General features: G+C 47.4%; 19 protein-coding genes. 8 read left to right on the top strand and 11 right to left on the bottom strand.

The annotated features are described in order from the left end of the window. The first annotated feature begins 226 nt into the window (after positions 1-226). The gene (locus TSUB_RS23925) at positions 227-691 is read left to right on the top strand and encodes a hypothetical protein (RefSeq protein WP_087025827.1); all 465 of its coding nucleotides are present in this window, start codon (positions 227-229) and stop codon (positions 689-691) included. Between the two features lie 144 nt (positions 692-835). On the opposite strand, the gene trmY is transcribed toward TSUB_RS23925, so the two are convergent. Then, positions 836-1,435, bottom strand: coding sequence for a tRNA (pseudouridine(54)-N(1))-methyltransferase TrmY (gene trmY / locus TSUB_RS23930; protein WP_087025830.1), 600 nt, complete (start codon positions 1,433-1,435; stop codon positions 836-838). A 642-nt stretch (positions 1,436-2,077) separates the two neighbouring features. Here trmY and TSUB_RS23935 point away from each other — a divergent pair. Beyond that, a complete protein-coding gene (locus tag TSUB_RS23935; protein ID WP_087022322.1) occupies positions 2,078-3,625 on the top strand; it encodes a methyl-accepting chemotaxis protein in 1,548 nt (515 codons plus the stop codon). 42 nt (positions 3,626-3,667) lie between these two features. On the opposite strand, the gene TSUB_RS25230 is transcribed toward TSUB_RS23935, so the two are convergent. From TSUB_RS25230 to TSUB_RS23955, 4 genes are all read right to left on the bottom strand, one after another. Then, positions 3,668-6,520 (bottom strand): HD domain-containing phosphohydrolase, encoded by a 2,853-nt coding sequence (locus TSUB_RS25230; protein WP_087022325.1) that lies wholly within the window; start codon positions 6,518-6,520, stop codon positions 3,668-3,670. A gap of 153 nt (positions 6,521-6,673) precedes the next feature. Beyond that, complete coding sequence (locus TSUB_RS23945) at positions 6,674-7,138, bottom strand: hypothetical protein (RefSeq protein ID WP_087022328.1); 465 nt, start codon at positions 7,136-7,138, stop codon at positions 6,674-6,676. Positions 7,139-7,148: 10 nt separating this feature from the next. Continuing rightward, the gene (locus TSUB_RS23950; RefSeq protein ID WP_087022331.1) at positions 7,149-9,287 is read right to left on the bottom strand and encodes an LruC domain-containing protein; all 2,139 of its coding nucleotides are present in this window, start codon (positions 9,285-9,287) and stop codon (positions 7,149-7,151) included. A 243-nt stretch (positions 9,288-9,530) separates the two neighbouring features. After that, complete coding sequence (locus TSUB_RS23955; protein ID WP_087022334.1) at positions 9,531-10,448, bottom strand: LysR family transcriptional regulator; 918 nt, start codon at positions 10,446-10,448, stop codon at positions 9,531-9,533. Positions 10,449-10,572: 124 nt separating this feature from the next. On the opposite strand from TSUB_RS23955, the gene TSUB_RS23960 reads away from it, so the two are divergent. Beyond that, the gene (locus TSUB_RS23960; protein WP_087022337.1) at positions 10,573-11,937 is read left to right on the top strand and encodes an MATE family efflux transporter; all 1,365 of its coding nucleotides are present in this window, start codon (positions 10,573-10,575) and stop codon (positions 11,935-11,937) included. A gap of 73 nt (positions 11,938-12,010) precedes the next feature. Here the strand turns inward: TSUB_RS23960 and TSUB_RS23965 are convergent, their stop codons facing one another. Next, positions 12,011-12,499, bottom strand: coding sequence for a hypothetical protein (locus TSUB_RS23965; RefSeq protein ID WP_087022340.1), 489 nt, complete (start codon positions 12,497-12,499; stop codon positions 12,011-12,013). A 242-nt stretch (positions 12,500-12,741) separates the two neighbouring features. Between TSUB_RS23965 and TSUB_RS23970 the strand changes: the two genes are divergently transcribed. The 4 genes from TSUB_RS23970 (at position 12,742) to TSUB_RS23985 (ending at position 16,498) form a co-directional block, all read left to right on the top strand. Then, positions 12,742-13,362, top strand: a complete 621-nt coding sequence (locus TSUB_RS23970) for a papain-like cysteine protease family protein (RefSeq protein ID WP_087022343.1) — start codon at positions 12,742-12,744, stop codon at positions 13,360-13,362. A 379-nt stretch (positions 13,363-13,741) separates the two neighbouring features. Beyond that, complete coding sequence (locus TSUB_RS23975; protein WP_087022346.1) at positions 13,742-14,734, top strand: 2-hydroxyacid dehydrogenase; 993 nt, start codon at positions 13,742-13,744, stop codon at positions 14,732-14,734. 66 nt (positions 14,735-14,800) lie between these two features. After that, complete coding sequence (yjjX, locus tag TSUB_RS23980) at positions 14,801-15,340, top strand: inosine/xanthosine triphosphatase (protein WP_087022349.1); 540 nt, start codon at positions 14,801-14,803, stop codon at positions 15,338-15,340. Between the two features lie 192 nt (positions 15,341-15,532). Then, positions 15,533-16,498: a GGDEF domain-containing protein gene (locus TSUB_RS23985; protein WP_087022352.1), complete on the top strand. Its 966-nt coding sequence runs from the start codon at positions 15,533-15,535 to the stop codon at positions 16,496-16,498. Positions 16,499-16,591: 93 nt separating this feature from the next. On the opposite strand, the gene TSUB_RS23990 is transcribed toward TSUB_RS23985, so the two are convergent. From TSUB_RS23990 to TSUB_RS24010, 5 genes are all read right to left on the bottom strand, one after another. Further along, on the bottom strand, positions 16,592-17,587 hold the full coding sequence (locus TSUB_RS23990; RefSeq protein ID WP_087022354.1) for a Gfo/Idh/MocA family protein: 996 nt from the start codon (positions 17,585-17,587) through the stop codon (positions 16,592-16,594). Positions 17,588-17,730: 143 nt separating this feature from the next. Next, the gene (locus TSUB_RS23995) at positions 17,731-18,399 is read right to left on the bottom strand and encodes a CidB/LrgB family autolysis modulator (protein WP_087022357.1); all 669 of its coding nucleotides are present in this window, start codon (positions 18,397-18,399) and stop codon (positions 17,731-17,733) included. Next, a complete protein-coding gene (locus TSUB_RS24000; protein ID WP_087022360.1) occupies positions 18,396-18,734 on the bottom strand; it encodes a CidA/LrgA family protein in 339 nt (112 codons plus the stop codon). Before TSUB_RS24000 ends, TSUB_RS23995 begins: the two co-directional genes overlap by 4 nt. 202 nt (positions 18,735-18,936) lie before the next feature. After that, a complete protein-coding gene (gene dcuC, locus TSUB_RS24005) occupies positions 18,937-20,304 on the bottom strand; it encodes an anaerobic C4-dicarboxylate transporter DcuC (RefSeq protein ID WP_087022363.1) in 1,368 nt (455 codons plus the stop codon). A 322-nt stretch (positions 20,305-20,626) separates the two neighbouring features. Next, positions 20,627-21,712 carry an HD-GYP domain-containing protein gene (locus TSUB_RS24010; protein ID WP_087016294.1) on the bottom strand — a complete coding sequence of 362 codons (1,086 nt, stop codon included), beginning with the start codon at positions 21,710-21,712 and terminating at the stop codon, positions 20,627-20,629. A gap of 253 nt (positions 21,713-21,965) precedes the next feature. On the opposite strand from TSUB_RS24010, the gene TSUB_RS24015 reads away from it, so the two are divergent. Beyond that, positions 21,966-25,964, top strand: a complete 3,999-nt coding sequence (locus tag TSUB_RS24015) for a response regulator (protein ID WP_087016296.1) — start codon at positions 21,966-21,968, stop codon at positions 25,962-25,964. The last annotated feature ends 24 nt before the right edge of the window (positions 25,965-25,988 follow it).

A 25,988-nucleotide genomic window follows, 5' to 3' on the forward strand; every position in this document is an offset into this window, starting at 1 on the left:
CGATGATCAATTTGAACCCACGCTCATTTTCCTTAATCCACGCGCTACAAAATGCTACCAAGCTAACGGGATGAGACATAATTCATACTGAATGGCCATCTTTTGCGCTAAAACTGTTTATGAGCAATACATATTTCACAACTAGTCAGCAAGTAACTCGCAGAACATTGATTTCGCGTACATATTCACATAACGTATCAATCTAAACATACAACAAGGCTACGCTATGAAAAACTTTTTGAAATCCGCTCTGGTTGCCTTGGCCTTTGCTTTCCCTGCCTTCGCAGCAGAAGAAACAGAGGCTTGGTACCTTTCAAATGGTGATGAGTACTTAGTACAAGAAGCACTGCATGAATCACTTTATGCACTTTTGTCAATCTCGGAGGGCGATGAGGTCTCTGTTTATCTCTTCTTTGACGACGAAGACTGCCTCACCGAAGATGGTGATGTCTACGAGCACAACCCATTACTGATCAATGGCCAACTCGTCAAGATGTCACAGTATTGCGATGATATCCGTCGTTACTTCTTCCCATCATCTGAAGCAGGTAGAAAGCATCTTATTGATCAGTTCATTAAGAAAAATGTCGTCGAAATTAAGTCACACGATGACAGCTTCCGTACCCTGTTCTCAGCGAAAGGCTTTACCAAGCTCTACCGTAAGATGCTCTTCGAGAACGAAGCGATCTAACTCGACGTTAGACAGCACACATGCAAGAAGCACCGCAAATCGCGGTGCTTTTTATTCTTTAACAGCCAGTTCACTCAAACCCGTGTCTGCATCATAATCGCGACGTAAGGTCACCCCCACGCCGCAGTCGCACCGCCTATGGTTTTACCATCCGCGCATATCCAACTCATTGTGGATCAATGTGACACATTGCGAGGCAAATAGCATCTTAGGACCCAAACTGATCTTTTCTGTACCTAAACGCTTTAAGCTATTAAACGATTTCTTCGGCATGGGAATATGGTCAGTTAATAGGAAGCAAGGATTTGCAGCAATCTCTGCGTCACGCATAGGCTCGCCTTTTTTATCCATCATGTAGAGTTGATGGTCCTCTGACAGCTCTGCGACAAGCTTTTCAAAGCTGATCGTTCGCACCGTTAAGCCAGGCTCAACGTCTCGACACTGCTCTTTACTCATACCCACTGACTTATCAAGGGCAGAGGCCACTTTTTTAAGTAACGCTTGCTCATGAAACCCACCGAGTTCCGTAAGGCGGTTTACGTCAAACGTCACTGTTCGCGAGAAATCTTTCGTGCTCTCAAGCACCACATACACCATCACATCTTCACGATGAGATTGAGCGACGAACATCGCGTTCATCAGCGTGTGCGCCATTATCTCACTGTGCGCATCCTCCCCCACTCCAGCCAGCATCTGCTGACTATCGGTCGATGCCGCGCGCGCGCGTAAAACAAAAGATCGCATCACTGTGTTCCTATCATTACCTATTCTAAACTGGCGCTACTTTACCGTAAGCGGCAGCATACGGCGACTATTACTGCACAGTAGAAAAAAGGCGGCGCTCACTGCGCCGCCAAAACGGTTAATGTAACTCAAACACCAAGGTGATCGCGGCCGTGTTTTGGTGACTTTCAGTAACTACTCGTGCGCGTTTTTTCAGTGATAAGACTGATAATTCGATCCTCACAGTAATGGATGCACAACATTTACTAGTTCAAATTTATTGAACACATCTAAATCAGTTAAATTAATCCTATGCACTTCATTTACTTCACATATCCAATAATTTTTATTATTTAATTCAATAAATTTGAACAACACAATTTCAAGGACTATTCAGTCTCCAGTACCAAATATGCAACCATTCTCACAAACAAGACACTATTGAACCAAGATCACATAGGCAACACATCAACCAACTGATTAAATCATCACCTGCCATGACTTATATCAATAAGACTCATAGCCAGATCCATAAGAATTTAGTTATGCACGACAAATACGGATTAGTGCCGGATTTTCAGTCAGTTATTTATGCGCCCTGCAAATATCAATATTAATTGGGTGCACATCACCACCAGTCAGCTATCGGTAGGGAAATGAGACATGAGCGGTAATCGAAAGACGTACGCCTCCAATATCAACTTGATCTCCACAACAACCCCAGAAAGTCATATCACTTATTGCAACGATCACTTTTGCCAAGTGGCGGGATATGAAAAACAGTCGTTGCTCGATCAGCCACATAACATGATTCGCCATCAGGATATGCCCAAGGCTGCATTCAAACAGATGTGGTCTTACATTCAAAATGGGAACAGTTGGATGGGTCTGGTTAAGAATCAATGTAAGGATAGCCAGCACTACTGGGTTTCGGCATTCGTGACGCCCATACATAACGCTCAAGGCGAGATACACGAATATCAGTCAGTGCGACACCTTCCTAACGACGACCAGATAGCGCGCGCTGATACTCTCTATAAAGGGCTGCAGAAAAATGTCTCACCACGTCAATGGCGTATGTCTTGGCTCAAAGTGGCGGGTGCACTGCTACTCATTCAAAGCTTATTGTTACTCGGCATGACTATCGGCTCAGACAGTCTGCTCAGCACGTTTATCGGCTTACAAGCATTGGTGACCATCGGCATTGGTGTCGGTTTAGTCTTTTATCATCAACGCCACCAAACACTAGTTGAGCAAGCTAGACAGGCTTATCACAACCCACTGATGGAGCAGCCTTACACTGGCTATTTTGACGACCATTCAGCCATCGAACTTGCGCTAATGATGAAGAAAGCGGAACTCCGCGCTGTGGCTGCTCGTGCATCCGAAACGACTGATCAAATTCTTCGCTCAGCGGAAGAAGAACAAGCCAACTGCGAATCAACGCAGCACAACCTCGCGAAGCAAAGCGATGATACTCAGACCATTGCCGCTGCAACTGAAGAGTTGTCTAGCTCGATCAACGATGTGGCAACCAATGCGGAATCCGCGGCGGAAAAAGCCTCGCAAACACATGATACGGCGACGCGTGGACTTGAGGTCATGCATTCAACAGAAAGTGCGATTGGTCATCTCAGCGAAAACCTTGATCAGTCACAGCACATCATCGAGCAGCTGTTACAGGAAACACAAACTATCGATGGTATTTTGGAGATCATCACTGGGATAGCGGAACAAACAAACTTGTTGGCACTCAACGCCGCGATAGAAGCAGCCCGCGCTGGCAACGCTGGGCGTGGTTTTGCCGTTGTCGCCGATGAAGTTCGCAATCTCTCGGAAAAAACGCGACTCTCTGTCACAGACATTCAAACCATGATTTCCAACTTGCAAGCCACAACAACACAAGCGACTGAGATCATGCAGAAAGGACAAACACTCTCTGAAACCTGCCGCACCAATGCCACTCAGAGTGCGCAATCTTTCGAAGAGATTGTCACCAACATGGCGCAAATTACCGAGCGAAGCGGACAAATCTCCGTTGCGATGTTACAGCAATCCGCTGTCACTCAAGAAATCGCCGAAAACCTCCATGGCGTTAAAGCCACAACAGACAACACGGTTGAACTCTCAGAAATTTCTGTCAACAACACGGAACATTTGGTGCAACGGCTGCAAAGTCTCTCTCGGCTTATTCATCAGTTCGAACAGTAAAGTGCAAAAAGGGCGAGTCCCTCTCGCCCTTTCAATCCTCTGCTATATCGTCGCTGCAGGCTGTGTGGTGGATGGCAAGAACTCAGTAATATCTACCGTATCGATTTGCGATTTCTTCATATATTGCTCTGCATACTGCTGATAAATACCTTCTTCCAAAAATAACCTAAACAGATCTTTATCAAGGTGCTCTTCTTCGACCATGAAGTACATAATGCGTAACGCCTCAGTCAGTGTTTTCCCTTTCTTATAGGGGCGATCTGACGCAGTCAACGCTTCAAACACATCGGCGATTGCCATCATGCGCGCCGTTAATGACATTTGCTCGCCCCTCAGCCCTCTTGGGTACCCAGTGCCATCCATCTTTTCATGATGCCCTCCGGCAATGTCTGGTACTGCCGCAAGATGGGGAGGGAAAGGGAGTTCTTCAAGCATAAGAATCGTTTGAACAATGTGGTCATTTATTTTATGCCGCTCTTCGTTATTCAAGGTGCCACGCCGAATACTCAAGTTATAGAGCTCGCCACTATTTTGCATTAACGCTAGGGGAGTTAAATTGAAGCGTGCGTAGCGCGATTGGTCAACCTCGCTATTATGCGTGATACAGTGCTCCGGTTTGTTCGCGAGTAGAGGCTCTTGGGTAGGGAGCTCTGGTGCCGGTGCAGTGTAACGCTGCAATGCAAGGTGCCCGACACCCAATCGGTCATTCAGGGTTCTTGTCCATGTTTGTTTACCGATATCCTCCAATCTCGCGATGTCTGCGTCAGACATAAACTCGCCACCGACATTGCATTTAGCCACGAAGGCAAACTGCTCATCATACTCAGCCCATCGCTGCTTCAAATCAAGATAACTCACAGGTTTACCGTTAGCTAATGCCTGCCAATAGGCGACTTCCGCATCACGTTTTAAGACTTCAAACCGCATCCTGATCTCATGAATCCGGTCATAAATCGTTTCTAACTTTGTTGCTTTATCCACTATGTACTCGGGGGTAGTCACTTTTCCGCAATCGTGAAGCCAAGATGCGACAAAGAGCTCTTCCCACTGTGTTTCATTGAGATTAAAGTCTTCAAACTTGCCGCCTCGTTGACGCTGTGCTGATTGCGCCAACATTTTTGTTAATGCCGGTACACGTTCACAATGCTTACCCGTGTAGGGTGACTTGGCATCGATCGCCTTCGCTATCAAGCGAATAAAGGCATGCATCAATGCCTTTTGGTGTTCTACTAACTGGCGGTTTTCGATCGCGACGGTAATGACACCGCTGAGCGCTTCCAAAAAGGATAATTGCTGTGGATTAACTTCGACACCGGAAGCATCGTGGAACACCATCAATCCCACTCTCTCCCCTTCTTTATTCATCAATGGGCAAGCAAGATAAGAGTACGATTCTCCCTCAACCGTAAATGGACCTTGCGCAACACGCGTCAGTGATGCCAATGCAGCCTGCAAGGGGTGTTCGACATCATCAATGCAAGCCGGCATCTTTAACCACGACCCTCGCGAGGCAACGACAGTCATTTTATCGTCTTCTTTGAGATAGATTGCCGCGGCTGGCTTTTTGGAAATCAAAATAAGCTCTTCTAGATACAAGCCAATCAATCGCTGGAAGTTGTCTTCTTTCCCAACCATCGCGGAAACGTTGGCAAACTGCTCAATGGTTTGCTGCAACTGATGGGTGGTATGACTTAGCTGGTACACTTCAAGCACATTGGAATTCACCCGAGACGCGCGATCAAAATCAAAACCCATGATGGCCTCACTTTGACGTTTAAGCGCGTTCAATGGCCGAGAGATAAAGCCAGAAACCCATAGGGCGACAGGAATCGACAACACAATAATGAAAAATGAGATAAGAATTGTCGCGTCGCGGCTTGCTTTTGCCTCACTTAATAGTTCGTCGGTCGGCGTCACAATCGCTAGCGATACATCCGCAATCCCCAAATGCAACGTTTTGAGATCGGTACGCCAACTCACTCCCTCTTGCTGCACATGACGTACCCCTTCTTCGGTTACGCCAGCAAGGTCTCGAATGACAGGGTGAGAACTTTCACTAAGACGTTGCAGGCCATCGCCTGCTTCATTCAATAGCATCTGTGGATCACTGTGTGCTAACAGATACTGTCTCGGGCCAAAGAGTAAGACTTCGGTATTTGGCGAAAACACCTGCCCCTCGAGTTGCGCAGACAATCGCGATAAGGCGATATCAACCCCGACAACCTGATGTTTATCTACACTGGTTTGGGCGAGGGTAAAACCGATATCTTTGCCGGTAAAAAAACGATACGGCGGGGTCACAATCACCCCTTGCTCGCTCCGAGCCATGCGATACCATGTGCGTTCGCGGGGATCATAAGGGTACGGACGAGGTGGTGTCGCGAGCTGCTCGCGCACCTTGGAAAAAAAGCGTATTTCACCCGTCCCTTGATTCACCGTGTTAACCATCAACGCGGCTTCTGGTGGCGCAGCAACTTGCGCTCGCTCTTCATCGTCATTTAAGGCGCGCACTAGGTAGAAGTTCCCCGCTCCATCACCCATATACATGGCGGTCAAGGCATCGTGCTTTTCAAGCACCGCTTGAAAATAGGTCAGCCAACGATGCTCTTGACGCATGATCTCTTCAATAGAAGGCGCAAATGCCCCCAGCGCAGCGGTGGCAGAAAGCGCGCCATTCAACAACGCTTGTGTTTCAACCTGTATTTTTTCAGTCACCGTTTCGAACAAAACATGTTGATTACTTTCGACAATTCGGCTGGTTTTAACATAATTGAAAGTCGCAACTGAAAGGCCAGACAGGCACAAAACCAGAATCATGATTGTGGCGATATGTATCTGAAGCGGGAAGCGTTGCTGTTTCAATGTTGAGAAGGCACTGTTAAGCATTTTATCCATACCTGCTTGATTCTACTTACTTTATAGCCTAGTTCATTCCCGCCATTCTGCGCCCTTTCATTATGCAAACTGTTACGTTTACGCCGCGCCAATCAAAAGAAAAGGCAGCACTTGGCTGCCTCCTCCCCCTTGCCGCCCGTTATTCGGCAAAGTTTAATTGATAACCCATTGGCCATCGGCACTGTTTAACACCACCTGTTGCGGCAAACTGCCATCGTAAAACCAGATTTCAGCTAAGTAGCGCATCTCTACCTCGCACAATGCTAACGCGATCTCTGCTTTACCCTCATTCAATGCCGTCGATGCAATCTTTGAGTTGTAATGAGGGACAAGGTCTCCATTCTCTGCCTCCGTGTAGGCTTCATACACCGTCAGGTAAGCGCGCTCAGTCGTGGTCGCAGAGATATCAACCGTTAAAGTAGACATGGCGATCGGGTCATAGTCAGTGCCTTCCGGTGCGATCAAATCGCGTGTTTGAATAACCTCTGCCGATGGCGTTGGTGCCACGGGGGCTGGTGCAACCGGAGAGGTACCAATATCACCGCCACCGCCGCCTCCACCACCACATCCAACGAGAGTAAACATCATCGCAGTACTTACTAGTAATTGAATATTCATGACGGGCTCCTTACTCTACAAAAATTTTGCCGTTGGTGAAGTTCATGTACCAATCGAGGTTTTCTTTATTGCCCGACTCACAGTACTGTTCGAAATCTGGATACGCTTGCAGCAAATCGACGCGCTCTTGCGGCCACTGCCATTCGTCATACACCATGATGGCCCATGGCAGATTGTTGGCTGTTAAGAAATAACGACCAGCACTGGCGTCACTGCTGTCGTCCCCTTGCTGAAAGTAACTCGTATTGAATTTTTCCGTCGGTGCTTTATTGGGCAGGTGCACTTCCATCGAGCGTCCAGGTAGCTCACTAAAGATGCTGCCGTGATAGCGATTTTCCGTTGCAAAAATAAAGGGGTCATAAGGCATATCACCAATCGTCCCTGTATCGACCGGATTGTTAAAGCTGACATGGAGTTCAAATGGGACCTTGCTGCCCTTATTGCAATTTGCTTGCGTTTTGAAGAACTGACACTCGCTATTCACGGCCGTCTTGGTGTTATCAAAAATAATGAAGCTCGCATCAGAGGTACCAGACTCTAAGTTCGCACTCGTCTGCTGTACGCCATCAATGATCAAGCGTGTACGCGTCAGATCAATATTCTCTGGCGCAACGCCGGGAATCCGCACCGCAAATCCATTGTGATAATCGGCACCCACCGCCACCAACTCTCCATGGACTTTGGTCTTCGCGACCATGCCTTCTTTAAGGGTTTCAGTCACACCATAACGAACCACGACATCATTGAGATCAAAGTCATCCACTAACGGCCAGTTATCTTCGTAGGCGAGTGTCACCAAACTCGACTCGGACGGAAAATAGCGTCTTGTGGTATCGACATCATCAATCACAACCGCTTGATCTTCGACTTCACCGGATTTGGCACCACCGTCAAAAGAGAGGCCTGTTTGATTGGAGATACGAAAACGTGCCCAAGTGTCCCCGGCTACCGCATCAATCGGCACCTCTATCACGCGAACATTATTGCCTGCTGAAACCGTCGTATCTGACAACACCTGTTCAGACTCGCTGAAAGTACCATCTTGGTTCCAATCCACCCAAGCAACAACGTAGCCTGTGCTATTGGCATACATATTTATAATACTATCGAGGCCCGGTTCAATCGCACTGACAATCGCTGCACCGCCTTCATCATTCTCACCGACATCGTCATCCGCGAGTTTTAATTGCGCGTCGGGATTGTCAGGATCCACCGTGTTATCGGCCGCTGTGGTTCCTAAATCGCCATCAGGCTTTGCAACACCAAACCAAATCGCGTCATCAATTTCATGACGAGGGCCATTGGATTTTAGCGTTGTCGAGTAAGAGTCCGGCGCATCACCAAAGTCAAAACCAGAGTCTTCGTCAATGATTGGTGCTTGAGCACAGCGTGCACCATCATTTTTAGTCGAAAACGGGCCGGCTGCGAACATCTCCGCAGTCACATCATTCGGGTCACGATCTGCACCAAGGTTGATACGAAAAATAAAGCCATCACTGTTGCGCGACATGTAATAGTTACCGTCCACATCGAAATAGCCCGCACCGAAAGTGCCTGTCACACCCGTATCACCCACACTGGTTGCTTCACCCGTGGTCAAATCAAACTGGTGCAAAATGCCTGTTTTGTTATCAACACCGTACATTTGGCTATCAACCGGGTTAATGGCAAAATCGGTCAACTGTACCGAAGCATTACTGGTAATGCGTTGCGCAGTGAGTTGCGCTTCAGGATCACTGTCTAACGGTGCCAACGGAATTTTGTATAAGCCAATGCCCTTGCGGTAGAGATAATAGTGATGCTCATATACATCCCCGACGAAGAAATGATCGTTGGCTGGCAATCCTGACACGTTCAAGTATTGCACTTTAAAGTCATCACCTAGACGCACCACACGGAGATCATCGGTTGCGTAGGCATACATATAGCGGTCAGTAAAGTTAAACCCTACGGCATTCACGCCACTGTTAGTGCCGAGATCACTGGCGAGAACATTGCTGCTGCCTGAGAGTAAATTGACGCCATACACTGAAGCTGGCGCGCCTTGGAAAAGAAAGGCCTTGCTAGGGCAGGAATCGAACGGACCAGCTATTGCTGTATGACTTACCGCTAATGCGACCGTGCCAAGGATGAAAGTAGACTTTTTCATAACGGGCTCCTTGATAAAGTTGCATATCAAAGAGCAAGCGGGATGCCAAAAGAGCAATTTTATTGCGTTTCCAATAAAATCAGCCCCTTAAAGAAACAGTCTCAATATTGAGGACATAATCGCGATTTTGATTTTGCAATTTGAAAGAGCTATTACTCTAATTTTGAGCAGTTTGGCGATGGCACAGCAGTGTATTTGTCCACTCACAGCGCGACAGTTTGTATAAAAACAAAGCGTTAACGTCTAGTTTCTCTCATTTGTAATATAGGAAAACCGTAAATCACTGGCTTCTAGCATGCGCCGGAACTCTTCAGTCAGCCAATGCGCCACCTTGCTTGTTGCACCATCGCGCCGCTTCACAACCCCGACTTCCACGATGAGCGCTTGCTGAATATGCTGCGGACAAAGCTCTACCACTTCGTCTTTAAACCAATCAGACTCAGAGACATGTGATGGCACCAAGGCCCACCCCAAGTTGCGAATCACCATTTCAGTAATGAAGAAATAACTGTCAATATGCCAATGGTTCGCACTGAGGGGTTTATCGCGACCCACCCCTGTTCGGTCACAAATGACCAACTGACGATGGGCTTGCAGTTCGGCAACGGTTGGCGCTGAAGACTGTGCTAAAGGGTGTGTTGGCGAGACGATTAATCGTTGATCAAACTGCCCTACGGACTGGAAATCCAGATTGTCGGGTAAATCACCATGTCGGAACATTAAGCCAAAGTCTGCTCGCCCTTCCATGACCGCTTGAAGAACATCGTCACGTGAACCGTGAATAAACGTCATACGAATACCGGGAAACTGCTCTTCAAGAGCAACCAAGACTTGATAAAAGGAGCCGACCGGCACGGCCTCATCACCCGCCAGTACTAAAGAAATCTGCTCACTCTGAGCAGCAGTGAGTGCTCGAGAATTCAAGCGCTCACATTGCGCCAACACGGATGTTGCATCCGTCAGCATCTCTTTTCCTAAGTCAGTCAGCACGGGTAACTTGGCGCGACGGTCAAAAAGCTCAAAGCCCAGATCGGCTTCAAGATTGGCAATCGCACTACTCACCCGTGATTGTGCTTTACCTAAGTGCCGTGCTGCGGCAGAAAAGGAACCTAGCTTGGCCGCGGTAACAAATGATTGAAGTTGATCTAATGTCCAGTTCATCGCACTTATCTCCTCACTCAACCCCGCCAATGTATCCGATTTCCGGATGGTAACCAACTTTCATACATCTCTTTGAGTTATATAATCCCCCGCAATTCATCGAATCTTGGTCAAGAGTGTATTCATGCAAGACAACACCATCGCGGTTAACAAATCTGACTCCATCGCAAAAACCTTCTGGCGATTCGCGATCCCCTCACTGGCAGCAATGATCGTCAACGGTCTCTATCAAGTCATCGATGGCATCTTCGTCGGCCATTACATTGGTTTTGAAGGGCTTGCCGGCATCAACATGGCTTGGCCTGCACTCGGTGCCATCATGGGTTTCGGGATCATGATTGGCATGGGCGGGGGAACCCTTATCTCGATTGCCCGTGGCGAAAAAGCGCTCGATAAGGCAAAACTCGCCTTATCGACATCGATTTGGCTCATCATTCTCTTTGGTGCGTTAAGTATGGCGATCTTGCAAATGGGGGGTGAGCGTTTTCTACTCCTTCAGAATGGTGAAGGTCGTCCATTAGCTTATGGGCTCGACTATATTGGTGTGTTTTCTTATGGTGCCGTGTTTTCGATCGCAGCCTGTGCGCTTCCCACGTTGGTAAGAAATGACGATAGCCCAAAAATCGCTACCGCTTTAACCGTCATTAGCGCCTTACTCAATATTGTCTTAGATTACCTGTTTATAGGCGTATTTCAGTGGGGGCTGAAGGGGGCAGCCATCGCGACCTTAATATCGCAAGTTGTCGTGGTCGTCCTTGGATTGGGGTACTTTTTGGTAGCAAGCCAAGCATTAAAACTTCGCCAAGCACCTTTCTCAATCAAAGAAGCGTGGCGCATCGTGACGATTGGTGCCTCTAGCCTACTCATGTTTATCTATTTTGGCTTTATCATCGCCTTTCACAATAGTTTACTCATGAGCTATGGTTCAGCGGTCCATGTGGGTGCTTTTGCCATCATAGGTTATATCGCGACGATGTACTATTTGACCGCAGAAGGCATTGCAGGTGGCCTACAACCTCCTGTCAGCTATTATTTGGGCGCACAGGAGTACGTGAAAATAGAGAAAACGGTCAAGCTCGCGTTCTCAGTCATTCTGGGTGCAGGTCTCCTCACCTTAGCCGTACTAAATGTGTTCCCAGACACCATCATCAACATATTCTCGCGAGGAGACAGCGCACTACTCGAAGCCGCATCTCACGGCATGCGCTTACACTTAAGCGCGATCTTTTTAGATGGTTTCTTGTTTCTTGCGTCGATCTATTTCATGGCGGTCGATAAAGGGGGCAAAGCCTTGGTTATCGCGGCAGGCAATATGGTTGTTCAAATACCTTTCTTGTACGCGCTACCTCAATGGTTCGGCATTGATGGTGTGTGGCTCGCGGTACCGCTTTCAAATGTCGCACTGACGCTCGTCATTGCCCCTATGCTTTGGAAAGATATGAAGTCCCTCTCTAAGCAGCAAGTCCCTGCTGATAGCATCATTGCCTAGCCAAATGACAAATAATCGGCAAAAAAAGCCCAGCCAAATGGCTGGGCTTTCTCTCTTTCACATCGCGCGGCGCTTAGATACCAGCACGTTTGAACAACCCTGCCATCAACGCAGAGCCAGATTTCATCTGTTTGGACTTCGAGGTCAAATCACGGACCAAATCATCCGCTTTAATTTCTTTCGCAATGTAGATCATGGTGCGATAGACATCGCCTGAGTTCTTCACTCGATCTTTATCACTCATAGGTTGAAGCAGTTTCATTGCTTCGCCACCCGATAACTTGTTCTCTACCGCATGAAACTTCACGGCATCTAGCAGGCGATCCATGTCCGCAACGAACTCAGAATTTTCGCCACCTTGCTCTTTAATCGATTTCATCGTGCGTTTGCGCACCATGTTAATCACGAAGGTAGGGCGGTTCATCACTTTGTAAGCAATGAAAGCACCAACTAGCAGCACACCAATCACGCCGAACACCCACACCCAGATTGAAGTTGTCTCTTCTGGAAGTTGGGATACGATCTCTGCGGTGCTGGCTATGGACTCTGGTACATCAGACATATTTTGAAACCTTTCTAACTCTAAAACTGTAACGTCGATACATTATGCCCTCTACCTCGCAGAAACCATGCTATTTATCAAATTTCTTTCGAATAGGGCGACACGCGTCAAGATTATAACAATCTCTTATAAAATCCACCCCTTTCGTCTTGAAAAATTCACCTTCAAAACCGCTTATTTTTCACCCCGAATCGGCGCATTCACCTAGGATGATCAGTAGGTGTGGTACAGAGAGGCGAATAATGAAAAGACGACAGCTATTGAAGTTATCTGCATACGCCGCAACCTGTTTCATTTTTTCTAATCCAATTCAGGCTTTTATGGCATGTTCGAAGTACGACCAATTTGGTGTCCAGCTTTGTGAAGCGGGCATTTTATCACCGGTATTTGCGAAACATATTTCTCCTCAACATCACACCTTTTTTATTCAATGGAGTTGGGCTGCCAGCTTAGAAACCATATTGCACTATTACGGTTTACAACTTTCCCAAACCGAAATAGCGGCACAGCTGTGGGGAAAAATAGACCAACAACCGCTTGCCGAAAATGAAATATTGCGCAGTTTCAATCGTGAATGGACCGATACTAATGGACAACGCTTCAGGATAGATTGTGAACCCCTCGCGCATACGCCCTTAAATGCGGCAGAAGATTTGAGTAAGAACCGGCCGGTGCTGATCATCTCTTCTGGTCACGCTATGGTACTGACCGCCATTCGCTATCGGCAAATTGACAATGGACGGCAGCAGATCATTGATGCCAATGTCAGTGACCCTTGGCCACAAAACGCAAAAAAACAGCTCAGCGCCAGAGAATGGCAAGAAGCGAAGTTACTTGCACGTATTAGAGTCAGTCGGTTATGACGCGATTAACGTGTCTCTTTGAGTAGTTTGAGGTGGCTTGAGTATAAACATTTTTACTTTTTAACTGGGATGATTTTTCATCTATCCCGGTAATTATCCTAAATTAACAACAATACCCCGTTCAAAATAACCACAAATAGAACAAATAATTAACAACACCTACCGAGTTAAATAACACCTATTGATAAAGTGGTTTATTTGTGACGCTAAACAGCGTAAATATAGGCTAAAGAAAATGCCTTTGATATGTGATTTGTCGCATTAATTATACTCAAGCCACCTCCTCCTGATGAGTCTACGTATAAAGCGGTTAAACAGAGAACAATCCAACAAATACATCTCAAAGTCATTTTAAAATAAAACTCCACAGGAGAAACCCATGCTCAACATTGCCTTTTTTAGTGCAAAGGGTTACGACGAAACGTCATTTAACCAAGTTAATCAAGATTTTAACTACCAGCTTCATTACCATGATTTCCGTCTATCGACGAAAACAGCAAAGATGGCCGATGGCTGTGAGGTGGTCTGCGCCTTCGTCAACGATGATCTTTCCGAACCCGTCTTGACCCGCCTCGCGCTTCAAGGAACACGGTTAATTGTGATGCGCTGCGCGGGCTATGATCGCGTTGACCTTGTTGCTGCCCAAAAACTGGGAATTCGCGTCGCTCGCGTACCTGCCTATTCTCCAGAGGCTGTCGCCGAGCATACCGTTGGCTTGATGATGACGCTTAATCGTCGTTTTCATAAAGCTTATCAACGTACTCGTGATGCGAACTTCTCCCTTGACGGTCTAGTTGGCTTCAACTTTTATGGCAAAACCGTCGGTGTTATCGGCACAGGAAAGATAGGCATTGCCACCATGCGGATCTTAAAAGGGCTCGGTATGGACGTATTGTGCTTTGACCCATTTGAGAACCCACAGGCATTAGAAATGGGCGCAAGATACAGCTCGTTAGACGAAATCTACGCTAAAGCCGATGTCATCACTTTACATTGCCCAATGACACCGGATAATTACCATCTTCTCAACGCAAATGCCTTTGGTAAAATGCGCGACGGCGTCATGATCATCAACACTAGCCGTGGCGGTTTACTCGATGCAGATGCCGCGATAGAAGCACTGAAAGCGAGCCGCATTGGTGCGCTAGGACTTGATGTTTACGAGGAAGAGAAAGAGCTGTTCTTCGAAGACAAGTCGAATGATGTCATTACCGATGATACGTTCCGTCGCCTCTCCGCCTGCCATAATGTTGTCTTCACTGGGCACCAAGCCTTCTTAACCGAAGATGCATTGGCCAACATCGCGACTACAACGCTACAAAATGTCAGCGATTTTGCGCAAGGGAAAAGCAGCGACACCGTGCTCGTCTGATATTCGCAACTCTCACTTGCAGCGCATGGACTCGAATGCGCTGCAATTATTTAGGAATACGACACCATGTCCAACATACTCACCGTTATCGTAGGTTCGCAAAATCCCGTCAAAGTGAGCGCCGTCAAGAATGCGCTGCAGTCCGTTTACCCAGATGCGGACATCGAGTGCCAAGGCGTCGACGCGCCATCCGGTGTGCCCGATCAACCCATGACCGCCGCAGAAACTCGCGCTGGCGCGTTGAACCGCATGCATTTTTGCCGCAACCATCATCATGCTGACTTTTATGCGGCGATTGAAGGTGGGTTAGAAGTGCTGGAAGATGGTCCTGTCACCTGTGCTTATGTGGCAATTGCGGATAACCAAAGAACGTCAGTAGGGCGCAGTGCTGCCTTACCCCTTCCTCAAGCCGTCTATGATGGCCTCGTCGCTGGAGATGAGCTCAGTGATGTAATCGACGCCCAATTTGGTACGCAAAACATCAAACACAAAGAAGGCGCAATGGGGCTACTCACCAATGGCCTAGCAACACGAGAATCCACCTATCGCCAAGCGCTGATTTTGGCTCTCGCCCCCTTTATGCACCCGCTTAGCTTTTCTGCATAACAACGCTAAGTTATCGTCTCGACGGCAGGCTTTCCTCCCAAGCCTGCATATTAACATCCCCTACCAGCACCATGATAAGACACGAACGCTGATCAGGCTTGCGGGCATTGTTTGAGGATAGCGGCAACAATCCAACCCAATAAAGCGCTGCTATACTGATACTTATTCTTAATAAGCACCAGAGTATCCTCCATGCAAATCCCTGATAAACCAGAGAATGAAGAAAGTCGACTTGCAAGCCTACGCGGTCTCAAGGTGCTAGATACCGAGCCTGAAGAACGCTATGACCGCATTACACGATTAGCAAGGCGCTTGTTTAACGTCCCGATCGCGTTAGTCAGTTTGGTCGATGAAAACCGCCAATGGTTCAAGTCTTGCTTTGGGCTTGACGTCACCGAGACGCCTAGAGACATCTCATTCTGTGGCCATGCGATTTTAGATAACAAACCGTTCATCATCGAAGATGCCCGAGAGGATTCACGCTTCGCCGATAACCCGTTGGTAACAGGTCCGCCTCACATTCGCTTTTATGCGGGTATTCCTCTTGTTCACGAAGATGGCGAAAAACTGGGTACACTGTGTATCATTGATAGCGAACCTCACACCCTTTCCTGTGAAGAGATTGAAGATCTCATTGACCTCGCCAAAATGGCCGAGAGAGAGCTGGCAGCGTCAAAAAATGCGGCACTAGATGAGTTAACGCAGATTTCTAACCGACGTGGCTTTATGGCACTCGCGAGCAAAAGCATCACTTACTGCAAAGTGGCTCAATACCCTTTCTCAGTGGCCTTTCTCGATATCAATGACTTCAAACCCATCAATGACAAGTTTGGTCATCAAGAGGGCGATTTTGCCCTGCAAACCTTCGCTAACTTAATGCGCGTCAGCTTCAGAGAATCGGATGTTTTCGCCCGAATTGGTGGCGATGAATTTGTCATCTTCATGTCGGGCGCGTCTAGGAATGTCGCTCAGGTTGCACTCAATCGCTTTAGAGAAAGTGTAAAAAGTTTCAATAAAGAGGCTAATCGTGGCTACGATCTCTGCTTTAGTGAGGGGATTGCTTCAGCCAAGCCCAACGAAGATGTGTCACTGGAAGCGATGCTAGAAGAAGCTGACAAAGCCATGTATAAGCACAAACAGCGATTCAAAACAGCGTAGTGACACTCGCATAGAAAAAGGGGCTTTTTGCCCCTTCTTAACGCCTTAGACTCAAACCACCTCAAGATACATAGAGAGGTCGCTTTACAGCATCTACACCACTTCATCCGCAGGGAAAATGACCCCCGTCTGACTGCGTGCTTCTGTGAGGATTCGACTTGTCAGTTTCGAGCGCATCACCGCTTCGCGATCGACCATCCCCGTCAACACTTGCTCAGCAAAAAATGCCGCTTCGTACTGCATGGAATTTTCAAACTGATCAACCGAAATCAGTTGGGCTTGCTCGCCTCGCGGTTTCCACCAGATTTTATCCAACTCGGAGATCTGCTCGATAATCAGTGTGCCTTCCTCGCCTTGAATCTCACTGTGAAGACCGGAATCAGAGACCTTAGAGTGCTGAATAACCACATCAAAGTCGAGATAGCGAAGCATCACTGTGCCATGACCATCAACACCGGAGTCCAATAAGCGCGCTGTTGCGGTGACGGACGTCGGCGCTGAGAATAATGAGGCTGCCGTTGCGACACAGTAAAAGCCGATATCGACCAATGAACCATTGGAAAAAGCGGGATTAAAGGTATTGGGGTTCTCACCATTGAGGTATTTTTGATAGCGGGAAGAGTACTGACAATAGTTAAAGACCGCTTTATGAATCGGCCCCAACTTAGGCAAGCACTCTTTGAGAATCGCCATGTTTGGCAAGTAATCAGTCTTAAATGCCTCAAACAACACCACATTGTATTGCTTCGCAGCCGCATAAAGGGCTTCGACTTCGCGGCGATTTGAGCCAAGCGGTTTTTCACAAATGACATGCTTACCCGCGGCCATCATCTGCATGGCTTGATCATGGTGAAGGGAGTTAGGGCTCGCAATATAGACAGCGTCTATCGTCGTCGCTTTGGCCAATGCATCAAGCTGATCGTAACATTGGATGGTATTAGGCTCCGTCACAAATTGACTCGCAAAACGTTCAGCAGAGGTCATTGAACGCGAGTAGACCCCGGCCAATTGCCACTGTTCCGTTGCCAATGCCGCCTGAACATACCTTTCCGTTATCCAGTTTGTGCCGATGATAGCGAACTTCAACATCACATCGCTTCCTTGCAGAGTACCAAAAACATCAGTCTAACGAATAATTTACGCAATAACCAAAGTCTGCTTCAAAAAAATGTCAAAATCCGTCTTCATCTTTAAAAAAAGGGCTGACACATAACTACCATTAATTCATATAGTTACGAAAAAACCATAAACACCAAGGGTGCGAGCAGTGACGTGATCACTCCACATAGTACCAAGGCCATCGAACTCATTGCGGCATCTTGGTGATGTTCTTCGACGGCACGTGCAGTACCCAATGCATGTGACACAGAACCAATGGCCAATCCACGCGCAATCGGTGATGAAATGCCCATCATACGTAGAATGGGATAGCCAAACAGGGCGCCGAATAGCCCGGCCACCAGCACCATCAAGGCTGAAATGGTGGTTTCTCCACCTAACCCTTCGGTGACTGACATCGCTATCGGCGTCGTCACCGATTTCGGTAACACCGCCGCAACCAATTCCAACTCAGCCCCCAACAGTAAGGCAGCCCCCGCGCCACTGAGCATCGCCAATAAACTACCGACAAGACAGGCACTCAGTAACAAGCGCCATTGCGCTTTGATAGCTGGCAATTGGGCATACAAGGGGTAAGCAAGTGCAACGACGGCAGGTTGTAGCATTAAGTGGATCGCCTGATTACCCTCAAAATAGGTCTCATAAGGCACTTCTAGCAGCAACAATGTCGGGATCAACACCAATAAACTAAACAGTAATGGGTTACTGAGAGGGTGCTTGACGCGCTGCGCTAGAAAACGGCATGAATAGAATACAACCAGTGTCAAAACTAACCAGATCATCTGACACCTCGCTCACAAAGCCAGCCAATCAGTATCAATACCACCAATGAACTCAATAGGTTACTCACAATCAATGTCAGACCATGTTCGCGAATAATATCCCCTTGTACCATCAAACCGACACTGATCGGCACAAATAATAGCGCCATGTGTTTCATGATCAGGTCACTACCCGGCCTCACCCATTCTGAGGGAATCATTTTTACAACCATGGCGGCAAAGAGGCTGAGCATGCCGACAATCGAGCCCGGAAAAGGCAAGGCGAGCCAATCGGCGAGAAAGTTACCCAGATAGGTAAAAGCAAAGATAATTAAGAATGCGCGTAATAACTTCATAGGCAAAATGAGAAATGAATCACACTTTGCAGTGTACTAAATCAACAGAAACGGCGCTATAGGTATAGCGCCGTTTCCTCCCCAAATAACAATTAATTACGAAAGCAAGTTGATCATATTGGCGACCATTATCGCCAACACGCCACGATGCTCGCCTATCCGAGGCATAGATTGAGGCACAGTATCCTCACGCCATCCCGTATTAAGCAGCCATTGGAACTAAGACCAGTGTACCCAGTATCACCGTCACTAACCCAGCAAGCACAGGGACAGACGTTCGCTTCACGACCTCAAATGGGCTAATTTTACCCATTCCTGATGTCGCTACCACGACCCCAGAGACAGGCGAAATGGTGCGGCCCAAGTTCGACGCTTGCAGCATCGGGATAATCAAGAACGCCGGATTTAAGCCCATTTTTGCTGCCAAGGATGGCGCGAGTTCCACGAACGCATAGAAAGGCGCGTTCCCCGACCCCGTTGCTATCGCAGCCGCGACAGTCAATCCCGTCAGAATGAGCATCAAGGCCACGCCGCCAGCGCCGGCTGCTTCAGCCAATCCAATCAGGTTATCAATTGCACCAATAGACATCAGCCCTTGGGCAAACACACCTGCCGCAACTAACAGCATAACGACGCCTTTGAAGGCATCAGCCATCCCTTCATAGCACGACTCGAGGTCTTCCAACGTCTTCTGGCCATCGAAACGCTTGCGAACAAAATCCACAATGGCCGCGACGAACACAGAAAGCACTACAATGGTGTAGATGTCTAAGTACAAACCATCAATCGTACGCCCATTGAAGACGAAGACACCAATAATCGGTAAAAACGGCAACACGGCATAATAAGCAGGCGCATTCACTTCCATTTCAGACACATCGACACGCTCCATAGGCGTGTTCTCTTTCTTGTCTAAATATTTATTCCAGAAAAAGGCCGCAGCGGCCATCACTGCGATAGCACAGAATGACACAGGGAGTACGGTTTGAATCGCAAACACATCCAGTGCTAACCCTGATTTCTCCGCCGCAATAACCACATCACCTGACGTCGGTGACAAAATTATCGCCGCCGGAGAGGCACAGACTGCAACGGCGGCAGGACGAGAAATCCCCATCGCCGTCATCATTGGGAATAGTGTCGCCATCAACAACACGCCAAGTCCGGTCGCTGAACTCACGGCCAATGACATCAAACAAGCAACAATGTAAGCAGCAACTAACAGTACATAGGGCGATTTGATAAAGGAGAGAGGTTTAGAGAACTGTTTAACGACTACGTTATTTGCACCAATATGTGTCATGTAAGACGCGAAGCCACACAGCAACATAATTTGTAACCCAAGGCCACCGCCTCGGTATTGCAGCATATACTTCACATACTCTAATGAATCTGTCAGTACATTGCCCGTTGGGTCAACCTTACTGGGGAGTACTGTGTGTCCCAGCACACCCGTGATAATCAATAATCCGATACCGGCAGTCAACAGCACACCTGCTGGTCGATACCCCTTTACGATGAAATATCCAACCGCTACCGTCACCGCCAATCCAATCAACAGCTCTAACATTACTTCCTCTCTTAACGTAAAAACACGCAATCAGAAACAAAATGTCACGTTACGCAACCCTTGCTTACACAGAGATAAATACCAAAGAGAGATTTAATAACAAACAACTATTCGAAGAAATATTGATATGACAACACAAAAACATGAATTCATTAATGGAATGTTTAATGACTGATCTATGTATTTAACACATAGAGATCGTGAGTATTCGACGCTATTAACATACTGATTACTTAATACGGCAGGGCATTTCGAGTGGTATTTACGGGAACTTAAAGTAAAAAAAGGCACGAATGACGGATAAGCTAGCCATACTGAAAAACTAATCTTTGTACGTTTCCGCCAAATGACGACAATCTGTTTCAATCGCTAAGAATGCATCCACGATATCAGGGTCAAAATGACTCCCACGCCCGTCACGTATGATGTTGATCGCTTTTTGATGGGGGAACGCATCTTTATAGATTCGCTTGCTGATCAAGGCATCGTAAACATCAGCAACCGCCATCAACCGAGCACTTAATGGGATTTGTTGCCCCTGTAATCCTTCCGGATAACCTGAACCATCCCACTTTTCATGATGACAAGCCGCAATCTCTTTCGCTACCGAGATAAAACCAATGCCATCTCCCAAGTGTTCCTCTGCCGCTTCCAGCGCTTTCAGTCCCATCCCTGTGTGGCCCTTCATCACATCAAATTCATCATGCGACAGCTTACCCGGCTTCAACAAAATGTTGTCTGGAATGCCGACTTTTCCAATGTCATGTAGCGGCGCGGCAATATAAAGCAGCTCAATGTAACTGCTCGTCAATCTATCGACATACTTACCTTCTTTTACCAACTCTTTTGCGATCATTTTGACGTAGTTCTGCGTGCGAATAATGTGATTGCCCGTCTCCTGATCGCGCGTTTCAGCAAGACTACATAGCGCCAATACGGTGGCATTCTGGAGGCGCGTCAGCTCTTGCGTGCGCAGTTTCACTTCTTCTTCTAAATACTGCTTTTGATCTTTAAGAATATCGCGAGAAATTTTGTTCTGTAGGTGAGTTTTCACCCTTGCTTTCAATAAGGTAGGGCTGACAGGCTTGTTGATATAGTCCACCGCTCCCAAGGCAAAGCCCCGCTCTTCATCATCAGAACTGTCTTTGCCCGTTAAAAAAATGACTGGAATATCGGCATGGTCAGGATGGTCTTTTAAGCGCTGAATCACCTCATAGCCATCCATCTCCGGCATCACAATATCGAGCAATACGAGGTCAATCGGAAACTTTTCGACGATTTTCAGCGCCGCAACACCGGATTTGGCCGCTTTTAACTGATAGCTATCACTCAAGCCTTGAGTTAGAAACGCCAAATTCTCACTGCTGTCATCAACAATCAAAATAGTACTGTTTTCTACACTTATCATGACGCGCTTGTTATCCCTCCCAGCCACAACGCTCGTTTCTACGCAGAAACCTCGCTGAACAAACATCTTGAGTTGGTTTGAGTATAGGCATTAATCTTATTTTTATGCTTTTTAGCGCATCAAAAGAATCAAGTAGCAAGAATTAATACCCATGAAAGATAACCTATACTCAAGATGTACTGTTTCAATATAGAAGCAGGTTCTCAAAATCAAGCCTTCCGTTGTGTGACACACAACTTAGATGGAGAAGACAATGCGCTCAATCCGAGGGTTATTCCTTATTTTGTTCGGATTAATGATCATCTTTACCTTGATACTCAGTGCAACCATTGTCGTCACAGCACAGAAACTTCAAGAAGAGCATGATATCCAACGCTATCGCACCTCTTTTTATCTGCTCTCTCAAGAGCTCAAACAGAGCTCAGATCATCTCACCAAATTTGCCCGTGCCTATGCAGTGACAGGCAATGACCGCTACGCGGACTTATTCTATTATGTGCTGAATATTCGCAACGGCTACCTTCCCTTGCCAAAGAATTATCACACTGATTTCTGGGATAAAGCCGCGCAACCCTTCTTTATTGTCCCAAACCGACAAGATGACATCGTGCGCTTTCCTACCCTGCTTGAGCGCATCAAGCTCTCGGGCATCAATGAACAGGAGTATCTGGATCTCAGCCGAGCATTAGAGCTCTCAGATGCCTTAGTCAATCTAGAAGAAGAAGCCTTTCAAGCCATCAAAGGGTTTAGACTCGATCCGTTCGGCAACTATGTCGATACTGGCACTGCCGATCTCCAACACGCGCAAGCCCTGCTGTTTAGCAACACCTACTTCAACGAGAAAGCGAAAATCATGGCAGCGATCAGTAATGCCAACCAATCCATCATTAAGCGACTTGAGCTTTCTCTTCAAGGTGTGCAATCCGATGCCACCAAGCTAACCCACTATGAAATGGTAGTGGTTTCACTGCTTATTTTCAGTACCATTCTCTCGCTCTTGCTGCTCATGCGCTTTTATATCAATCCCCTGTCTCGCCTACTCAATACGGTGGTGAAGCAAGTCGAAAGCGACAACTTTGATATCGAAATACAGCAACGAGCCCATGGTGAAATTCGCCAGTTCATCACCGCACTCAACCGCGTCTTCGCGCGCATTACCTCGCAGATGCAACGCAACAACATGGTGAAAGACTTCAACATCATTCTCAGAAATAGCCAAACGCCAGAAGAGTTGAGTGCCGACGTCACCAGCTTTTTGCGCCACAAGTTAAACGCAGTCATGGTCGGCTTTTATGATTGGCAAGACCCCAAGTTAACCCGCATCGCAGGCATTGGCTACGGTGACAAATCACGCGACGTTTATAGTCACCCGTCAACCACGCAGGTCAGCGTCCTGCACACCAAAGAAAATCACTCCATGCGCGGACTCAACGGCGCCTATACAGTGAAACTCAATGGTGGGACTATCGAACTTCAAGAGCTGCATTACTTCCCTCTGATTATCAATGACAAACCGCTTGGTTTATTGGAAATTGGTTGTGTCGAGGCACTGAACAGCCTGCGCTATGAATGGATAATCTCAATTCTTAATGATCTGAGTGTCAGCCTCCAGCTGCTGAATAACTTCGAGAATCAACGCGCCGTCGAAAAACGTGTCCTAGAGCAGTCATTACTGAACAAAGAGATCTTGGATGCCACCCCCAACCCAATGTACTGCCTAGACCCTGAGGGTAAATATTTAACCATTAATGCAAGATTTGCCGACCTGGTTGGCATGTTTGAAGTCGATATCATTGGTCAATCACCTGAAACGCTTTTCAATGAAGAGATTGGTGCTCACTTTAATGAAAGCAAAGCGATTCTCCTTGCTGAACCGGGTAGCAATCGCTTCACCTTTGATCTGCCCATTGGTGAAGAAACCCGCAACATGACAGTCTATGAAGCGACATTCTTGAGCGCGGAAGGGCGGGTAGCAGGTATTGTCGGCCTACTACATGATCTCACTGAACAAACGCAAATGGAGATCGCGTTACGTGAAGCGAAAGAAACGGCTGATGACATGAGCCGCGCAAAAGGCGAATTCCTGGCCAACATGAGTCATGAAATTCGCACCCCCATGAATGCCATTCTCGGTATGGCCCATCTCGCCCTCAATGCCGACCTGAATGACACACAGCATCGTTATGTCAGTCGAATCAATGATTCCGCAAAGAGCCTCCTCGGCATTATCAATGACATTCTCGATTTCTCGAAAATTGAAGCGGGCAAGCTCGCCATTGAGCATATTGATTACATTCTCGATGATGTCATGGACAACGTCGCCACCATTGTGGCGTTTAAAGCCCAAGAAAAATCTCTTGAGTTTCTGTTCGATATCGACCCCGCGATTCCACCCGCGCTTATCGGCGATCCTTTGCGACTCGGACAAGTGTTGGTCAATCTCTGCGGCAACGCGATCAAGTTCACCGAGCACGGAGAAATAGTGGTTAGTGTTAAACTCAACCGTCGCCAAGATGACAATGTGGTCCTCGACTTTTCTGTCAGAGATACTGGCATTGGCATTTCTGATGAGAAGCAAGCCAGTCTCTTTAATGCCTTCTCTCAAGCAGATGGCAGCATCACACGACGTTTCGGTGGCACAGGCCTGGGCTTGAGTATCAGTAAACACCTGGTTGAACTGATGGGTGGAGAAATTCGTGTTGAAAGCAAAGAAGGACGCGGCTCTAACTTTACCTTCAGCGTGGTATGTGGCTTACAAGAGATGAAGATTCGCGAGATCTTCCAACCTGTCGCGTCGTTAAGCAACAAACGCGTACTCGTTGTCGACGACAACGACTCTGCTCGTTACATCATGCTGTCACTCCTGAATGCGATGCACTTTGATACCGAGGCCGTCGCCAGTGGTGCGGAGGCGCTAGCCACTTTGGAGACAGAAAACTTTGACATGATCTTCGTCGATTGGAACATGCCAGGGCTGAATGGCGTTGAAACGATCAAGAAAATCACCGAACAGCCACACAAATCGATGCCGAAAATTTTTATGGTCACCGCCTATGGCAGAGAAGTTGGACTCAATGCCGAGATAGAAAACCTCGTCGATGGCTTGATCATCAAACCAGTCAATCCTTCCAACTTACTCGATGCCATTATGGACGCCTATGGTCTCGTTGATCTCGCGAAACACACCAAACCGGCTAACCAGTATGAACTGCCTCAATTCGACGGACAAACCCTCCTTTTGGTCGAAGACAATGAAACAAATCAGGAGGTTGCCAAAGGCGTGTTAGAAGCGGTCGGGCTCAACATTGATATCGCTGACAATGGCCTCATCGCCCTAGAGAAACTCGAGAAACAGACCTATGAAATGGTGCTGATGGATATGCAAATGCCCGTCATGGATGGCATTACCGCGACAAAGAAAATCCGTCTCAATGCCAAGCATCAGGATCTCGTCATACTTGCGATGACAGCCAATGCCATGCAAGTCGATGTCGAGCGTTGTTTAGACGCTGGTATGAACGATCACATTGCCAAACCCCTCGATATCCATCAACTCTATGCAAAGCTCAGCGCATACATTGCGCCTTCATCAACCATTCCGGCCACCGCACCGCAAAAAGCTCAGCCTTCGCTCTCGAGTATGACCAATAAGCTGCCCGATTTACCCGGTATCGATGTGCATGCAGGCATTAAGCGACTTGGCGGCAATGAGGCTAAGTACTGGAAAATATTGGAGAACTTCCTTCAATCTCAAAGCGAGTTTTTCCAAACCATTGATGACGACATTGCCGCGGGCGACTGGGAAACGGCACAACGTCTGGCGCATACGCTGAAAGGTTCTTCTGCCAACCTAGGTGCGATGAAACTCAATGCGCTTGCGGCGCAACTTGAAGACCTCCTTCAACATCAAGCACCACCGCCACCCCACCTTATTCATGAGGTACAACACTCGTTACACTTCGCTTTAGAGAGCTACCAAGATTGGAAATCCAGCACGAATAGCGACGATTCAGCAAGCAATATCACTAAACTCCCGATGAACAAAGCCACATTAGCAAGCTTGTATACCGAATTTGAGGCCGCGATTGAGAGCTATGATGTCAACGCCCAAACCTTACTCGAAACCATCAGTACCTATGGGGTTTGGACGATTGATGATATTCAAAAAATGGCCGAGGCGTTGGAGCAATTTGACTTTGAAGCTGCCCAGACGTTGTATGCCGAAATACAGCAATCTCAAACCGTCAAATAATGCAGTAACGCTAGGTAATGGGTC

The sequence above is a fragment of the Thaumasiovibrio subtropicus genome, assembly GCF_019703835.1.
In the GTDB taxonomy this organism is placed as follows: domain Bacteria; phylum Pseudomonadota; class Gammaproteobacteria; order Enterobacterales; family Vibrionaceae; genus Thaumasiovibrio; species Thaumasiovibrio subtropicus.

Bases quoted from the DNA above. Each gene is read 5' to 3' on its own strand.
- TSUB_RS23985 (WP_087022352.1), top strand. From the start codon at position 15,533: ATGCAAATCCCTGATAAACCAGAGAATGAAGAAAGTCGACTTGCAAGC.
- TSUB_RS23950 (WP_087022331.1), bottom strand. From the start codon at position 9,287: ATGAAAAAGTCTACTTTCATCCTTGGCACGGTCGCATTAGCGGTAAGT.
- TSUB_RS23960 (WP_087022337.1), top strand. From the start codon at position 10,573: ATGCAAGACAACACCATCGCGGTTAACAAATCTGACTCCATCGCAAAA.
- TSUB_RS23955 (WP_087022334.1), bottom strand. From the start codon at position 10,448: ATGAACTGGACATTAGATCAACTTCAATCATTTGTTACCGCGGCCAAG.
- TSUB_RS24000 (WP_087022360.1), bottom strand. From the start codon at position 18,734: ATGAAGTTATTACGCGCATTCTTAATTATCTTTGCTTTTACCTATCTG.
- TSUB_RS23935 (WP_087022322.1), top strand. From the start codon at position 2,078: ATGAGCGGTAATCGAAAGACGTACGCCTCCAATATCAACTTGATCTCC.
- TSUB_RS23970 (WP_087022343.1), top strand. From the start codon at position 12,742: ATGAAAAGACGACAGCTATTGAAGTTATCTGCATACGCCGCAACCTGT.
- TSUB_RS23990 (WP_087022354.1), bottom strand. From the start codon at position 17,587: ATGTTGAAGTTCGCTATCATCGGCACAAACTGGATAACGGAAAGGTAT.
- TSUB_RS24010 (WP_087016294.1), bottom strand. From the start codon at position 21,712: ATGATAAGTGTAGAAAACAGTACTATTTTGATTGTTGATGACAGCAGT.
- TSUB_RS24015 (WP_087016296.1), top strand. From the start codon at position 21,966: ATGCGCTCAATCCGAGGGTTATTCCTTATTTTGTTCGGATTAATGATC.
- TSUB_RS25230 (WP_087022325.1), bottom strand. From the start codon at position 6,520: ATGGATAAAATGCTTAACAGTGCCTTCTCAACATTGAAACAGCAACGC.
- trmY (WP_087025830.1), bottom strand. From the start codon at position 1,435: ATGCGATCTTTTGTTTTACGCGCGCGCGCGGCATCGACCGATAGTCAG.
- yjjX (WP_087022349.1), top strand. From the start codon at position 14,801: ATGTCCAACATACTCACCGTTATCGTAGGTTCGCAAAATCCCGTCAAA.
- dcuC (WP_087022363.1), bottom strand. From the start codon at position 20,304: ATGTTAGAGCTGTTGATTGGATTGGCGGTGACGGTAGCGGTTGGATAT.
- TSUB_RS23995 (WP_087022357.1), bottom strand. From the start codon at position 18,399: ATGATCTGGTTAGTTTTGACACTGGTTGTATTCTATTCATGCCGTTTT.
- TSUB_RS23925 (WP_087025827.1), top strand. From the start codon at position 227: ATGAAAAACTTTTTGAAATCCGCTCTGGTTGCCTTGGCCTTTGCTTTC.
- TSUB_RS23975 (WP_087022346.1), top strand. From the start codon at position 13,742: ATGCTCAACATTGCCTTTTTTAGTGCAAAGGGTTACGACGAAACGTCA.
- TSUB_RS23945 (WP_087022328.1), bottom strand. From the start codon at position 7,138: ATGAATATTCAATTACTAGTAAGTACTGCGATGATGTTTACTCTCGTT.
- TSUB_RS23965 (WP_087022340.1), bottom strand. From the start codon at position 12,499: ATGTCTGATGTACCAGAGTCCATAGCCAGCACCGCAGAGATCGTATCC.